General features: G+C 62.5%; 10 protein-coding genes and 1 tRNA gene. 6 read left to right on the top strand and 5 right to left on the bottom strand.

Going from position 1 to position 15,133, the window contains the following annotated elements; all coding sequences use genetic code 11:
• Window position 1: 1 nt before the first annotated feature.
• From V1294_RS18785 to V1294_RS18775, 3 genes are all read right to left on the bottom strand, one after another.
• Window positions 2–691 (bottom strand): Fe2+-dependent dioxygenase, encoded by a 690-nt coding sequence (locus tag V1294_RS18785; RefSeq protein WP_334499216.1) that lies wholly within the window; start codon window positions 689–691, stop codon window positions 2–4.
• 2 nt (window positions 692–693) lie between these two features.
• Complete coding sequence (locus V1294_RS18780) at window positions 694–3,105, bottom strand: TonB-dependent receptor (RefSeq protein ID WP_334499214.1); 2,412 nt, start codon at window positions 3,103–3,105, stop codon at window positions 694–696.
• 246 nt (window positions 3,106–3,351) lie between these two features.
• Window positions 3,352–3,591, bottom strand: a complete 240-nt coding sequence (locus tag V1294_RS18775) for a hypothetical protein (RefSeq protein ID WP_334481459.1) — start codon at window positions 3,589–3,591, stop codon at window positions 3,352–3,354.
• 237 nt (window positions 3,592–3,828) lie between these two features.
• Between V1294_RS18775 and V1294_RS18770 the strand changes: the two genes are divergently transcribed.
• From V1294_RS18770 to V1294_RS18760, 3 genes are all read left to right on the top strand, one after another.
• Window positions 3,829–5,001 (top strand): efflux RND transporter periplasmic adaptor subunit, encoded by a 1,173-nt coding sequence (locus V1294_RS18770; RefSeq protein WP_334499213.1) that lies wholly within the window; start codon window positions 3,829–3,831, stop codon window positions 4,999–5,001.
• Window positions 4,998–8,144 (top strand): multidrug efflux RND transporter permease subunit, encoded by a 3,147-nt coding sequence (locus tag V1294_RS18765; protein WP_334499211.1) that lies wholly within the window; start codon window positions 4,998–5,000, stop codon window positions 8,142–8,144. The genes V1294_RS18770 and V1294_RS18765 overlap by 4 nt, the downstream gene beginning before the upstream one ends.
• Before the next feature lie 69 nt (window positions 8,145–8,213).
• Entirely contained in the window at window positions 8,214–8,771 is a 558-nt protein-coding gene (locus tag V1294_RS18760; protein WP_334499209.1) for an invasion associated locus B family protein, read from the top strand.
• A gap of 172 nt (window positions 8,772–8,943) precedes the next feature.
• On the opposite strand, the gene V1294_RS18755 is transcribed toward V1294_RS18760, so the two are convergent.
• Window positions 8,944–11,232, bottom strand: coding sequence for an arylsulfatase (locus V1294_RS18755; protein WP_334499207.1), 2,289 nt, complete (start codon window positions 11,230–11,232; stop codon window positions 8,944–8,946).
• 142 nt (window positions 11,233–11,374) lie between these two features.
• Between V1294_RS18755 and V1294_RS18750 the strand changes: the two genes are divergently transcribed.
• Together V1294_RS18750 and V1294_RS18745 are read left to right on the top strand one after the other, a co-directional pair.
• Window positions 11,375–12,082 (top strand): TetR/AcrR family transcriptional regulator, encoded by a 708-nt coding sequence (locus V1294_RS18750; protein ID WP_334504720.1) that lies wholly within the window; start codon window positions 11,375–11,377, stop codon window positions 12,080–12,082.
• Window positions 12,083–12,274: 192 nt separating this feature from the next.
• A tRNA-Gln gene (locus V1294_RS18745) sits at window positions 12,275–12,348 on the top strand.
• A 32-nt stretch (window positions 12,349–12,380) separates the two neighbouring features.
• On the opposite strand, the gene V1294_RS18740 is transcribed toward V1294_RS18745, so the two are convergent.
• Window positions 12,381–13,589: a cytochrome P450 gene (locus tag V1294_RS18740; RefSeq protein WP_334499205.1), complete on the bottom strand. Its 1,209-nt coding sequence runs from the start codon at window positions 13,587–13,589 to the stop codon at window positions 12,381–12,383.
• A gap of 204 nt (window positions 13,590–13,793) precedes the next feature.
• On the opposite strand from V1294_RS18740, the gene V1294_RS18735 reads away from it, so the two are divergent.
• Window positions 13,794–15,110, top strand: a complete 1,317-nt coding sequence (locus tag V1294_RS18735; protein WP_334499203.1) for an acyltransferase family protein — start codon at window positions 13,794–13,796, stop codon at window positions 15,108–15,110.
• The last annotated feature ends 23 nt before the right edge of the window (window positions 15,111–15,133 follow it).

The raw sequence follows: 15,133 nt of genomic DNA, 5'->3' as shown, positions 1-15,133 counted from the left end.
ATCATACTTCGGCCCAGTAGCGGATCAGGTTGTGATAGATGCCGGTCAATTTGACCGTTTCAGGGTCGTCTCGCCCAAGCCGCTCCACCAGGGCCTGGATCGAGGTATCGAGATCGAAGATCAGGCTGCGGGCGTGAGCATCCCGTACCATGCTCTGCAGCCAGAAAAAAGATGCCACACGCATACCTCGTGTGACCGGGGTGACCAGATGCAAACTAGACGCAGGATAAAGCACGAGGTCCCCGGCCGCGAGCTTGATCTCGTGGGAACCATAGAGATCCTCGACCACCAGCTCGCCCCCGTCATACTCGTCTGGCTCCGACAGAAACAGCGTCACCGACAGGTCGGTCCGGATCCGCATGCCCGTGAGGCGATCTCCCCTCACCGCGTTGTCGACATGGAGGCCGAAATGGTGCCCGCCGGAGGCCACGTAGCGATTAAATAGCGGCGGGAAGATCTGCAGCGGGATCGCCGCCGAGATGAATCGCGGACTGGTTGATAGCGCCGACAGCACGCGATTGCCGAGCGTTCGCGCAACCTCGCCGTCCGGCGGAAGCTGCTCGTTGCGCTTGACCATGGCCGATTGCGCCCCCGCGGTGGAGCGGCCATCCTCCCAGTCGGAGGCATCCATGATGCGGCGGAAATCCGCCACATCATCTTTGCTCAGCACCTCGGGGACGCATATCAGCACGATCAGAACTTCGCCGAGGTGACGAGGTAGAACGCCCGCCCTGGCGCCACCGCGACGAACGGCGTCGCACTGCGGTAGAGCGTGTCGTAATAGAGCTTGTTGGTCAGGTTCTGCGCGTAGAGCTTCATGGTCCAGTTCTTGTCGATCTTCTTCTCGACGAAAGCATCGAAGCGCCAATAGCTGGGAAGCTCCGTGCCGGTGTTGGCGCCGAAGGTGCCGCCATAGATCTTCGAGCGGTAGACCGCCTGCCCGCCAAGTTCCCAGCCGCCGTCGAACTTGTACTTGCTCAACATGCTGAAGGATTCATGGGCGATGTTGGCCATCTGAAGCCCGATGTTGGACGGCAGCGCACTCTGCGTGACCTTCGACCTCATCAGCACCAGACCACCGAAAACGCTCCAGCGATCGGTGATGTTGCCGCTGACTTCAAGGTCGATACCCTCGACCTGGTAGGCCGCTCCCGACGCCAGAACGCCGCCAACGGTCTCGCGCGCATTGTCCTTCTCGGTATGGAACAGCGCGCCCGTCACCAAGAGGTGGCGATCGAACAACTCCCACTTGGTGCCGACCTCGGCAGCCTTGTTGCGCTCAGGCCCAAGGACGACGCCGCCCGGGACCGCTCCGCCGTAATCCGCCGCGGTGCCGTCGAGTTCGGAGCCGAACGGATTGGTCGAGGTCGCATAGGCGGCATAGAGGCTTCCGATCGGCACCGGCTTGAAGACGATGCCACCGTTGTAATTGATGAAATCCGAATTGACGGTGCTCGATCTCGCGCTGGTCGACGATCGCAGGTCGTAACCGTCATAACGGATGCCGCCGTTCACGATGATCTTGTCTTCCCAATTTGCGGTATCGAGAACGTAGAAGGCCTTGCTGTCGACATTGTAGCGGGTCGGATCGCCGCCCAGCGTCGGAATGGTGTTGAACGGAACGAAAGTGTAGCTTGGCGCGTAGATCGATTGGTTCTGCAAGGCCCCGTTGGGGTTGAACGCAATTCCGCCAAACGCTTCCGACGCAAGGCCCGTGTAGCGGTTGATCCCAACACGCTCGTTGGAGACCTCGAGCCCAACGACGGCCGTATGCTTGACCGATCCGGTGTCGAATTTGAACGTGGCGTCTTCCTGGTTCGCCAGGATGTCGACGAACTGGTTGCGGCTCTGCGGGCTCGCGGTGAACGTCCATTTTGTCGGATCGGGATTTGTCGTCACGGGCGAGTTAGGCAGCGTGCCGATATAGGCCAACAGCGAGTGCTCCGCCCTCGTCCGGCTGGTCAGCGTGATGCTGTCGGTGACTTTGTATTCGCCCGTCAGCGTCCCGAAATCCTGCCGCGCGGTCTGGAAGTCGCGATTGACAAAGCCGTACCAATTCTGGCGCGGGATACCGGCCTCGGTGACGGGCGTGTTGCCCTGCCTGTACCAAGGCACGCCGAAGTCCGGCAGACCGCTGAGGTCGGTGTGGACGTAGTTCGTCGTGATCTTGATGTCGTTGGTCGGCGTCCACTTGGTCGAGATGAAGCCGCCCCAACGATCATCGGTCACATAGTTGCGGCCGGCGACGTTGGCGTCCTGGAACATGCCGCCGGTGCGAATCGAGAAAGTCGGGCTGATCACCTGGTTGACGTCGAGCGTGACGCGCTTGGTGTGGTCGGTGCCGAACGTGGTCTCGGCGTTGTAGAAGTTGCGATCGCCGGCCTGCTTGGTGACGATGTTGATGGCGCCGCCGGCGGTGCCGCGGCCGGCATAGGACGAGGCCGGGCCACGCAGGATTTCGATCTGCTCGGTGAAGAAGTTTTCGCGGATGCTGACCGCGGGATCGCGGATGCCATCGATGAAGACGTCGTTGCGCGCGTCGAAACCGCGGATGAAGAAGCGATCGCCGAAGGCGTTGCCGCCCTCGCCCGATCCGAGCGTCACGCCGGCAGTGGAGCGGCCGACCTCGCGCAGCGAGGTGATGTTCTTGTCGGCAAGCACCTCCTTGCTGAGCACCGTGATGGTCTTCGGCGTGTTGAGCAGCGGCTCCGGAAACTTGCCGGATGCCTGCACACGGTCGACCTTGTAGGGCGCCGCGGCATCGGCGTAGGGGTTGCGATCGGCGGCAAGGCTCCCCGCATTCGGGAACGGCACGGGGGCGACCTGCGCCGGCTGTGCGCGGCGGGCGGCGCGACGCAGCGCGCTGCGGGCGCGGAGTTGGTCCGGCGAAGGTTTTGACGCCGAGGGGCGCGGGCGAGCGACCGGGGCATCGACCGTCACCGGCGGGAGGTTGGATTGCTGCGCTTCGGCGCCGGAAAACGACGCCACCGCAATGAGGCCCGCGACCGCGGAAACCTTCTTGCCGGAATTGTTTTCAACCGTTTGACCGAGTGAGTAGACCGCCGCTTCAAGGCGAAGCGACCTCGGTGCCTTCACAACATTCATTCACGTGCCCCTGATCAATTTCAATTCGCGGCAAATCGACATGCAGCGAATGGTCCCGCGCGGTCAGTACCGAGCGGAAATTTTGGGGTCAACGCGATCGGGGCAACACTGCGGTTGAATCCATCCAGTTCACAACGATTCTAATCTGCAGTTTGAAATCGTTCTAAAAGAACTTTGTAAGCGGTCTAAAGAGATGCAAGAAACGCCGTAAAATCAGGCATTAGTTGCATCACCGCTTTCTCACCATCAATCAACGCTCGGCGGCTTCATCAGCGAAAACAATTCGTCGACTGTCGATTGCGCGACCTGGCGGACGCGATCGGTGTTGTCCATGCCTGATATGTTGACGCCCTTCACGACAGCTTTGATCTCGTCGCGAAAGTCGCTGAGGAATCGCAACGGGTCGGGCGAATCGTTCGCGACGCGCGCAATCAGTCCCGTGATCAGAATCTGGCACGCCATCATGCGTCCGTTCAGTTCATCCATCCTGCACCCCCGATTGCTTGCACGCGCGCGATATGGACGACATCGATCGCGCATTCAACCCTGCGCGAAATTCACGCCGGAGATCGCGAGAGATTTGGCGGCGACGCCGAACCGCGCCCATCGCGGCGTCAAACCTTTCCAATTGTTTAGGATTCTCAAGCCTTAGTGTTTGTACAGCGTGAGCTCACGGACATTATATCGGCAGGATTGGGGACTTCGTTAAATCGATGAGCAAACATGTCGGGGCCGCGCACCATCCGTTGGGCTTTACTGATCGTGGCGATCGCTGCGCTGGGTTATCTGGGCTGGCAGCGATTCCAGGGCGAAGATCATCAGGCGCAAGCTGAAACCCGGAAGCACGCCACCGCCCGGGTTGCGGTTCCCGTACGGATTGCCTCGGTCGAAAAGGCCGATTTCCCGGTCTACCTGACCGGCCTCGGCACCGTGCAAGGCTTCAACACGGTGCTGGTCCGCACCCGTGTCGACGGCCAGATCAACCGGATCGCGTTTCAGGAAGGCCAGTTCGTCAAGGAAGGCGACACGCTGGTCGAGATCGATCCGCGGCCGTTTCAGGCAGCCCTCGATCAGGCCAAGGCCAAGAAGGCGCAGGACCAAGCCAATCTCGCCAATGCCAACCTCGACCTGCAGCGCTCCACCCGGCTCGGTGAGTTCGCGACCCGCCAGCAAACGGACACCCAGCGGGCTTTGGTCGCGCAACTGACGGCGCAAGTGGCCGGCGACGATGCAGCAATCGCCAATGCACAGACGCAGCTCGACTACGCGACCGTCAAGGCGCCGTTCTCGGGCATTGCCGGCCTGCGCCAGGTCGACGTCGGCAACATCGTCAATGCCGCGACGCAGACCGGCATCGTCAGCATCGCCCAGATCGAGCCGATCGCGGTGATCTTCACCGCGCCGGAAGACCAGTTGCCGGATATCAAGGCCGCACTCGCCGCCGGTTCTCCCAAGACGATCGCGCTCTCCACCGACGGCAAGCGGGTGCTGTCCACGGGCGCGCTTTCGCTGATCAACAACCAGGTCGACACATCGAGCGGCACCGTCAGGCTCAAGGCCGTGTTCGACAACAAGGATCATGCGCTGTGGCCGGGCCAGTCGGTTTCAACCCGGCTGCTGGTAGCGACGCTGAAAGACGCTACCGTTGTTCCCGACGATGCCGTTCAGCATGGCCCCAATGGTCTTTACGCCTACACGGTCAACAAGGAGAACAAAGCCGAACTTCGCAAGATCAGGGCGACGCGCTCGATCGACGGCCGCTCCGTGGTCGACGAAGGGCTGTCGCCCGGCGAGCAGGTGATCACGGCGGGCCAGTTCAAGGTTCAGCCGGGCACGCTGGTGACGACGGCCGTCGCCAGCTCGGATCAGGCGCAGGCCAAGGTGACCGACCAATGAGCGGGGGAATCTCCGCCCCCTTCATTCGCTACCCGATCGGCACCTCGCTGATGATGGCGGGGATCATGTTCGTCGGCCTCGTCGCCTATCCCTTGCTGCCGGTTGCGCCCCTGCCGCAAGTCGACTTTCCGACCATCCAGGTCTCGGCCTCTCTGCCCGGCGGCAGTCCGGAAACCATGGCCTCGTCAGTGGCGCAGCCGCTGGAACATCAGTTCGCGCAAATTCCGGGCGTCGCGCAGATGACGTCGACCAGCTATCTCGGAACCGCGGCGATCAATATCCAATTCGATCTCAACCGCTCGATCGACGCCGCCGCCAACGACGTGCAGGCCGCGATCAATGCGGCCAGCGGCCAATTGCCGAAGAACCTGCCCTCGCCGCCGACCTATCGCAAGGTCAACCCGGCCGACTCGCCCATCCTCCTGCTGTCAGCGACGTCGGACACGCTGCCGCTGACATCAGTCAGCGACGCCGTCGATGCCCAGCTCGCGCAGCAGATCAGCCAGATCTCCGGCGTCGCCCAGGTCATCATCGGCGGGCAGCAGAAGCCGGCGATCCGCATTCAGATCGACCCCGCCAAGCTCGTCGCCAAGGGCCTGTCGCTGGAGGACGTGCGCAACCAGATCGCAATCACGACCGTGAACAGTCCCAAAGGCAATATCGACGGCGAACGCCGCGCGTACACTATTTACGCCAACGATCAGTTGCCGGACTCAAAGGACTGGAACGACGTCGTTATCGCCTTTCGCAACGGCGGTCCCTTACGAATCCGCGATATCGGCCAGGCCGTTACCGGGCCGGAAGACGCCAAGCAGGCGGCCTGGGCCAATGGCAAGCGCGGCGTGTTCCTGATCGTGTACAAGCAGCCCGGCGCCAACGTCATCGAGACCGTCGACAAGATCAAGGCGGCGTTGCCGCGGCTGGTCGCTGCGATCCCATCGGCGATCAAGATCGAAGTCATCAGCGACCGCACCCAGACCATCCGCGCTGCGGTGGAAGACGTGCAGTTCACCCTGCTGCTCACCATCGCGCTGGTCGTCATGGTGATCTTCATCTTCCTGCGCAGTTTCTGGGCGACCGTGATTCCGGCCGTGACGGTGCCGCTGGCGCTGCTCGGCGCCTGCGCGCTGATGTGGGTATTCGACTATTCGCTCGACAATCTGTCGCTGATGGCGCTTACCATCGCCGTCGGCTTCGTTGTCGACGACGCCATCGTGATGCTGGAGAACATCACGCGCTACATCGAGGAAGGCGAGAAGCCGCTCGCCGCCGCCTTCAGGGGCGCCCGTGAAATCGGCTTCACCATCGTGTCGATCAGTGTCTCGCTGGTCGCGGTGCTGATCCCGCTGTTGCTGATGGGCGGCATCATCGGCCGGCTGTTCCGCGAGTTCGCGGTGACGCTGGCGATGACCATCTTCGTCTCGATGATCGTGTCGCTGACGCTGACGCCGATGATGGCCTCGCGCTTCCTGCGCGCACATCGCGAGGTCACGCACGGCCGGTTCTATCAATGGAGCGAGCGCGCCTTCGACGCGATGCTGCGCGCTTACGAGCGCGGTCTCGACCTCGCGCTGCGCTGGAAGTTCACGACGCTGATGATTTTCTTCGCAACGCTCGGTCTGTCGATCTATCTGTTCGTCGTCATTCCCAAAGGCTTCTTTCCGCAGCAGGACAACGGCCTGATCACGGCTACTTCGGAGGCCGGCCAGGACATCTCCTTCGCCGACATGAAGCGGCGCCAGGAGGAGCTCGGCAAGATCGTGCAGGCCGACCCCGATGTGGCCTCGGTCGCGATGGTGATCGGCGGCAGCGGCCGCGCCGGCAACAATGGCAATCTGTTCATCACGTTGAAGCCGCGCGACGAGCGCAAGGCGTCTGCCCAGCAGATCATCGCCCGCCTCCGTCCGCAATTGGAGAAGGTCGAGGGCGCCCGTCTCTACATGCAGGCGGCGCAGGACGTGCGGCTCGGCGGGCGGCCGACGCGAACCCAGTTCGAGTTCACGCTGCAGGACGCCGACCTTGCCGAGCTGAACGAATGGGCGCCGAAGATCCTTCAGAAGATGCAGACGCTGCCCGAACTGCGCGATGTCGCCACCGACCAGCAGACCAACGGCACCACGCTGGAGCTCAAGATCAACCGCGATACCGCCTCGCGCTACGGCATCCAGCCGCAACTGATCGACGACACGCTGTATGATGCGTTCGGCCAGCGCCAGGTGACGCAGTTCTTTACCCAACTCAACACCTACAAGGTGGTGCTCGAAGTGCTGCCGGAATTGCAGGGCAGTCTCGACACGCTCAACAAGATTTACGTGAAATCGCCAGCCACCGGCGACCAGGTGCCGCTGTCGGCCTTTGCCACCTGGACCAGCGTGCCGGTGCGGCCGTTGTCGATCAGCCATCAGGGCCAGTTTCCCGCGATCACGATCAGCTTCAATCTCGCGCAGGGCGTGGCGCTGGGCCAGGCGACCGACGCGGTGCAGAAGGCGATGGTCGAACTCGGCGCGCCGACGACGCTCAATTCGAGCTTCCAGGGCACCGCGCAGGCGTTTCAGCAGTCACTCGGCACCGTGCCGCTGTTGATCCTCGCTGCCCTCGTCGTAGTGTATCTGATCCTCGGCATTCTCTACGAAAGCTATATCCACCCGATCACGATCCTGTCGACGCTGCCGTCCGCCGGCGTCGGCGCGCTCGCGATCCTGATGCTGTTCGGGTTCGACTTCAGCCTGATCGCCCTGATCGGCATCGTGCTGCTGATCGGCATCGTGAAGAAGAACGGCATCATGATGATCGACTTCGCGATCACGGCCGAACGCGACGAGCGGCTCGAGCCCGAGGCCGCGATCCGCAAGGCGGCGCTATTGCGCTTCCGCCCGATCATGATGACGACGATGGCGGCATTGCTCGGCGGCGTGCCGCTGATGCTCGGTACCGGGACGGGATCGGAAATCCGCCAGCCGCTGGGCTATGCGATGGTCGGCGGCCTGATCGTCAGCCAGGCGCTGACGCTGTTCACGACGCCGGTGGTCTATCTCTATCTCGACCGGCTTTCGAACGCGTTTGCGCGATGGGGCAATTCGTCCAATCCTAACCATGATGCGCGTCTGGACGCTGACGGCTCGGTCAAGCAAGCGGCCGAATGACTTGACTTTGCGCGGCCACCGGCACTACCGAAGGTAGTTCATTTCGGAGCCGGTTCAGTGAAAATTTCAATGAAGTTTGCGGTCGCTGCCGCGGCGATATCAGGTTTGTGCGGCCACAGCCACGCCCAGACCCCCAAAGCCAAAAACAACGCCGCGCCTGTGGCGCAGGCGACGCCAGGCCCTACCGCCGCTGCGACCGAGGGAGCGAATACTCCAGCGCCTCCCGGCTGGATTGCGCGGTGCAGCAGCGCAAGCCGCGGCGCGCCGCTCGAATGCGCGATCGAGCAGAGCGCGGTCCTGACCAAGACCGGCCAGCTGATCGTGCTGATCAATATCCGCGTATCAGCCGAAACCCGCGCGCCGATCGCGCTTGTGCAGTTGCCGCTCGGGCTCAACCTGCCGGCCGGCGCCAAATTCCAGGTCGACGACGGCAAGACGTCCGAGCTGCAGATCCAGACCTGCGAGGCGCGCGGCTGCTACGCCAACCTGCAGATCTCGGCTGACGTGCTGGCCACGTTGAAATCCGGCAAGCAGTTGAAGGTCTCGTTCCAGAACATGGCCAAGGAGACCATCACGATCCCGATGCCGCTGGCGGATTTCTCCGCGGCGTATGAGAAGATCAAGTAGACCTCGATCGTCATTGCCTGCGACAAACGCGAAGCGTTTGCGCAAGGGAGCGAAGCGACGAAGCAATCCATATCTCCGCCGAAGAAAGAATGGATTGCTTCGCGGAGCCTGTCATCCGGCGGCGCTTCGCGCCGACCGGGTGGCTCGCAATGACGGGGCTGCTGCCGGAGGCCTACTGCCTTGCCATCTCCGCGGCCCCCACCCCCTCGCCGTCGAGCTTCTGGTCGTCGTGCATGTCGACCGTCACCCGCAACAACTGCCCGGTGAATTCGAACGGCGCCGCGTAATGCGAGACCGGGCTGGAACGATCGCGGCCGATGTCGAGGCCGGACCACGAGATGAAATTGTTGAAGGCAGACTGGGTCTGGATCGAGCCTGCCGCCTCGCCGTCGATGAGGAGCGTATAGGCCGTCACGCCGGCGCGGGAGCCCCTGGCCGGCGGCTCCTTGCGCAACAGACGCTCGACATGCACGCCGAGCCGGCGCACGCCTGACGGCACCTTGCGGTTCGAAGTCACGATCTCATGGCCACCGCCAATATTGAGATCGTGCACCAGCACGCCGTCCTTGATGTAGAGGCTGTAGCCTGACGTCGCATCGCCGTGGGCGATCAGCACGCCCTCGGCGCCCTCCTCGGCAATCTCCACATGCGCTTCGATGGTGTAGCTGCGGCTGCGCACGTCCGGCGCGACGTCGGTCGGCACGTGGCCCATGCCGGCGTGAAAGGTGAACTTGTTGCGTGCGCCGTGAAAGCGCGCGGCGTTTTCCGCAAAGCGCGGGCCGAACCGGTCGTCGAGCGGCAGCACATTGTGTTTCTCGGCCTCGAGCCACCACAGCTTGATCATCGCTTCAAGCCGCTCGGGCTCTTGCGCCGCCAGATCGCTGGTTTCCGAAAAATCCCGCGCCAGATGAAACAGCTCCCATTTGTCGTTCTCGAACGGCGTGCCCGAGGGATGGAAGGAAACCGCCTTCCAGCCGTCCTGCCAGATCCCGCGATGACCGAACATTTCGAAATATTGCGGCGAAGACTTTGACGGCGTGGCTGGATCGGCGATCGAGCGCGCAAAGCTCTCGCCTTCGATCGGCATCTGGGCGACGCCGCCGATTTCGGCCGGCGGCGCGATGCCGATCAGGTCGAGCAAGGTCGGCGTCAGGTCGCAGGCGTGAACGAATTGATGGCGCACTTCGCCTTTGGCGGCGATCTTCTTCGGCCAGGTCATGACGAAGGGATCGCGGATGCCGCCGCCATGGGTGTTCTGCTTGTAGCGGCGCAGCGGCGTGTTCGACGCCATCGCCCAGCCGTGGGGAAAGTTGCTGTGCGAATCCGGCCCGCCGATGTCGTCGATTCGGCGCAGCTTTTCCGCGATCGGTTCGGGACGGAAATTGTACGGCCCCATCGCGTTGACGAAGCCAAGCGGACCGCCCTCCTGGCTTGCGCCATTATCGGACAAAACCAGGATCAGCGTGTTGTCGCGAATGCCGGCCGTATCGAGAAAGCCGATCAGCCGCGCGAGATGCTGGTCGGCGTGATCGAGCATGCCGGCGAAAGCCGCCTGCAGCCGCGTGAAGACGCGCTGTTCGTCGACGGTGTGCTCATCCCATGCCTTCACGCCGTCATTGCGTGCGGGCAACCGGGTTTCCGGCGGCACGATCCCCATCACCTTCTGCCGCGCCATCCGCTGCTCGCGCTCGGCGTCCCAGCCATGGGCGAACATCGCGTCATAGCTCTTGATGATGTCCATCGGCGCCTGGTGCGGCGCGTGACAGGCGCCGAGCGCCACCCAGGTCAGCCATGGGACATCGGGCCGATCGGCGGTGTGATCGGCGATGAAGCGGATCGACTGGTCGATCAGGTCGGACGTGAGGTGATAGCCGTCCGCATACGTCCCCGGTGCATCGATGTGGGTGTTGTCCGAGACAAGCTCCGGTGCGAATTGATCAGTTTCGGCATCGAGAAAACCATAGAAGCGATCAAAACCGCGGCCGAGCGGCCAGCCGTCGAATGGCCCGGTGGCGCCGCTTTCGGTCAATGGGGTGACGTGCCATTTGCCGACCATGTAATTGCGATAGCCGTGCGACCGCAGCATTTCCGCCAGCGTGCCCGCCTCGCGCGCGATCTTGCCGCGATATCCGGGGTAGCCGCTGTCGAAATTGGCGAGGCAGCCGACACCGACCGAATGATGGTTGCGCCCGGTGAGCAGCGCCGCGCGCGTCGTCGAACACATCGCGGTGGTGTGGAAGCCCGAATAGCGCAGGCCTTCGGCGGCGAGCTTGTCGATGGTCGGCGTTTTGATGGCCGAGCCGTAGCAGCCGAAATCGGAGAATCCGACATCGTCGAACAGCACGACCAGAATGTTCGGTGCGCCTTGCGGCGGTTTCGGCGCACACGGCCACCACGGCTTCGATCCGGCCACCGTCTTGCCGATCATGCCGCCGAACGGTTTTGCGCTGCCTGCCGCCATGCTTTCCTCCGCTTTTTGGATGTGATCGCGGTTGATCCGCCGGTTCGCCGAGGCTCGCGGCAACACGCTGCCCTGCGGCATTGCCAAAAACCATAATCCGAATTATTATTATGGTTATTTCGAACGGAGACGCAAGTTCCGGATGCAGCGATCGGCCGAACTCGACCTTCCCGGCGTGACCCCGTCGCGGCAGAAGCGCAGCCGCGAGACCACGGCCGCGCTGCTCCAGGCCGGCGCGGAGATGTTGCGCACGCACAGCCTCGCGGAATTGTCGATCGAGGCGCTGTGCCGGCAGGTCGGGGCCACCGTCGGCACCTTCTACAGCCGGTTCGAGAGCAAGGAGGCCTATTTCAATGCCCTCATGGCGCTTGCTGCGCGTGACGGCGAAAGCAGGTTGTCCCGGATGAAGGAAGACGAGCGGCTGGCCGATGCGGATCTCGCCGAGCTCAGCCGCCTCCTCGTCCGAGGGACCATCGGCTGGATCCGAAATCACGAAGGCGTGCTGCGCGCAGCACTTCAGCACGACGACACCAGGCCGGACCGCTGGTCGACCTTCAAGGCATTGGCGCGCGCCAACGTGGCGGACGCCACGCCAATCCTGCTTGGCGCCATGGGCCGGGGCAACAAGGCGGCAAAAACACGCGCGATCGCGTTCGGCTTCCAGGTCGTGCTGGGAACGCTGGTCAACGCCATCCTCAACGATCCCGGTCCGCTATCCATTCACGACCGCGAAATGGAAGAGCAGCTGGCGAATTGCCTGCTGCTGCTGTTGCTGCAGGCGGAGATGACGGAGCCGACCGTTCGCCGTTCGCGCGGGCGCAAAAAGCAGGTACGTCATTCGCGGAGCTGACCCGGGACCGCGGCAAATGCCGCCCGCAGCGCCCCCTGCAATTCGCCCCCAAAATGCCCCTCCTTCCGCGCTTGCCAAGGCCCGGACCGAGCGAGTAGAACGACGCACCAGCGAAAGCGGTGATTTGCAAAATCCCGCTCCAGCCGATTGCCCGGACATCCATATAAGATATTGATGTCATTGAGCAATTCTTGGGGAATGGTGTAACGGTAGCACAACAGACTCTGACTCTGTTTGTCTAGGTTCGAATCCTAGTTCCCCAGCCAGACTTGTCGGCCCTTCCCCTTAGCCGCCCTCATCACACGCCGGCTACAACCGGCAGCTCTGCGATCATGCGAATGCCGGGCCTTCTTCTCCAATGAATTTGCGACGGCTCAACCGCCAGCTTGAGTGCGGGCCAGCGCGTGAACAGCGCCTGCAGGGCGCAAATTCCTTCGATGCGAGCGAGCTGGTGGCCGAGGCAAAAATGAATTCCTGTTCCGAACGATAGATGCCGGTTCGGCCGCCGCTCCAGATCGAGCCGTTCGGGGCACTCATTGGCTTCCTTGTCCAGGTTGGCGGCGACGATCATCGCCATGACCCGATCGCCCTTCTTCAATTTGACGCCCTCGAGATCGACATCCTGGCGCACATAGCGCGGCTTTGAGAATTGCACCGGCGAGACGAAGCGCAAAAATTCTTCGACTGCCAACCCGGCACGGCTCCAGTCCGCCGCGAGCCAATCGCGACGAACCGGATCCTTCAGCAGTTCGAACACCGATCCGCTGATCAGATGGGTGGTGGTCTCGGAGCCCGCCCCCAGCAAGAGAAACACCATCGAGACCATTTCGTCCGGTGTGATGCGCCCACCTTCCTTCTCGACCCGCACAAGCTCGGCAATCAATCCTTCGCCGCCCTGTTCCCGGGCGACCTGCAGACGTGCTTTCAGATAGCGCCGCATCCTCATCATTCCGCTGATCAACCGCAGAAAGCCCAACGCGCTGGTGAGATTCGCGATCGAATTGGCCCAGGCAATGAATTTCGGCCGGTCCGCCGGCGGCAGGCCTAGCAGTTCGCAAATCACCGCAAGCGGCAGCATCCGCGCATAACGCTGCACCAGATCGGCGCGGCTGCCCACAGCAAACAACTCATCGGCGAGGCGATCGGCGATGGCGCGGATGTGCGGCTCCATGTCGAGGACCGCGCGGCGGCGGAACGCCTCGTCGACGATACTTCGCAGCCGCGTGTGGTCCGGCTCGTCCATCGTGAGCATGTTGTTGGCGAATGTCGCGATGAATTTCGGCATCCACCAGGGCAGGCCCACGAGAACCCCGCCCTCCCTGCGCAGCGTGAAGAGCGCGCTGTCCTTCAGCACCCGCGCCGCCGCCTCGTAGGTCGTGGTGACCCAGACGCGGCCCACGATCGGAAATTTTGTCGCGACGACGGGACCAACGGCGCGCAAACTCGCGACCCCTGCCTGCGGATCACGAAAAAATGCCTCGCTGGTGAAATCCACGAACTCTGCCATCGGCACACCTCACGGCGTCTTTCACGCCCATACATCAAGGTGGTGCGCAACACGATCGGCGCAATGGCCGGGGGATACGACGTCTCTCACCGGCACCCTGCCATGGGTACGGAACATTCGGGCTCGATCCCGATCTTGCCGGGTTTGTGGCCCCGCTCTTGCTGACGGAGATACAACCTGAAAGAACCATGGACGAGATGTATCATGCCGGGAACAAAATCTGCAATTGCGGCTCGTTTCGAGGCACTCGATGCGCTGCGCGGCGTCTGCGCGCTGCTCGTGGTCTTGTTCCACGTCCCCGTTTACCATGCTCTTAAAGACATCGGCTCATTCGCCAATCTGCAGTTTTGCGTGGACATGTTCTTCGCCCTGTCCGGCTTCGTGCTTTGTCATGCCTATGGCCAACGTCTCAACGATCGCGCTGAGAGCATTCGTTTCGTGGCGATGAGGTTTGCCCGCCTTTGGCCGTTGCACATCGTGATGTTGACCCTGTTCGTCGGACTTGAGACCGGCAAGTTCATCTTCAGCCGCGCCGATACCGCGTTCGCGCTGGATTCCCAGGCCTTTGGTCCGGGTCGCTCGCTCTGGGAGATCGCCACGAACATCCTGTTTCTGCAGTCTTTCAATCTGCACGCTGGATTGTCATGGAATGGTCCCGCCTGGAGTGCGGCCGTCGAGTTCTACGTGTCGATCCTGTTCGCGACGGTCGTCATGCTTTTCCCGCGCCAGCGCTATGCGATCTTCCTTGCGCTCTGTCTGGCGGCCGGAGCGCTGCTCTACCAGGTTTCGCCAGAAGCGCTGTTTGTCTCGTCCGACTGGGGCATCCTGCGCGCCATGTTCGGCTTCTTCGCGGGCTGCCTGGCGTATCATCTGCGGGCGCGTTCGGATGAGAAGCTGACGGCGCCGAATTTATGGGAGGCCTGCTGCGTGGTGCTGGTCATTGCGTTTGCTGCGTCCAGACCATGGGGCCCGTCGCACTACGCGTTTCCGCTGCTTGCGATCATCGTCCTTTACGTCTTTTCATACGATCAGGGCGCCGTTTCGAAAGTGTTGCGTTCGTCCATTCTGCAAAAGCTCGGCTTGTGGTCTTATTCGATCTACATGATCCACACCTTCCTGTTTCAGGTGATGAAGATGGGGGTCTCCTTCGTCGGGCAAAAGGCCCATCTCAACCTGGTGGGCTGGCACAATGAGGAGAAGCTGATGCTGCTGGGAACGCCGGAACAGGCGGTATTGCCGGCGCTCATCCTGACCCTGCTCGTCATCCCCGTCGCCGCGCTGACCTATCGCTGGATCGAGAAGCCGGCGATGGATGCGGCCCGAGATCTGCTTTCGCCGATTCATCTGGCGAAGACGGCCGTCACCAAGCCGGCAACGACGTCCGGAATTATCGCGACAGCATTCGCCGGCCGGATATCGTGGTTGAGCGCAAGGTTATTCCCCCGCTCGACGCGGAATTCGATCGAGACAGGCCTCGACCGGTTGCGCACCATGTCCAGGCGTGGCACCGCTGGCATGTGACCCGGATCGATCAGGCCGCAGAA

It is taken from the genome of Bradyrhizobium sp. AZCC 1678, from assembly GCF_036924765.1.
Classification (GTDB): Bacteria; Pseudomonadota; Alphaproteobacteria; order Rhizobiales; family Xanthobacteraceae; genus Bradyrhizobium; species Bradyrhizobium algeriense.
This window is presented reverse-complemented; position numbering and strand designations above follow the sequence as displayed.

What these genes read in the sequence shown, in the direction of transcription:
- V1294_RS18780 (WP_334499214.1), bottom strand. Translation starts at nt 3,105, where the DNA reads ATGAATGTTGTGAAGGCACCGAGGTCGCTTCGCCTTGAAGCGGCGGTC.
- V1294_RS18775 (WP_334481459.1), bottom strand. Translation starts at nt 3,591, where the DNA reads ATGGATGAACTGAACGGACGCATGATGGCGTGCCAGATTCTGATCACG.
- V1294_RS18770 (WP_334499213.1), top strand. Translation starts at nt 3,829, where the DNA reads ATGTCGGGGCCGCGCACCATCCGTTGGGCTTTACTGATCGTGGCGATC.
- V1294_RS18765 (WP_334499211.1), top strand. Translation starts at nt 4,998, where the DNA reads ATGAGCGGGGGAATCTCCGCCCCCTTCATTCGCTACCCGATCGGCACC.
- V1294_RS18760 (WP_334499209.1), top strand. Translation starts at nt 8,214, where the DNA reads ATGAAGTTTGCGGTCGCTGCCGCGGCGATATCAGGTTTGTGCGGCCAC.
- V1294_RS18755 (WP_334499207.1), bottom strand. Translation starts at nt 11,232, where the DNA reads ATGGCGGCAGGCAGCGCAAAACCGTTCGGCGGCATGATCGGCAAGACG.
- V1294_RS18750 (WP_334504720.1), top strand. Translation starts at nt 11,375, where the DNA reads ATGCAGCGATCGGCCGAACTCGACCTTCCCGGCGTGACCCCGTCGCGG.
- V1294_RS18740 (WP_334499205.1), bottom strand. Translation starts at nt 13,589, where the DNA reads ATGGCAGAGTTCGTGGATTTCACCAGCGAGGCATTTTTTCGTGATCCG.
- V1294_RS18735 (WP_334499203.1), top strand. Translation starts at nt 13,794, where the DNA reads ATGCCGGGAACAAAATCTGCAATTGCGGCTCGTTTCGAGGCACTCGAT.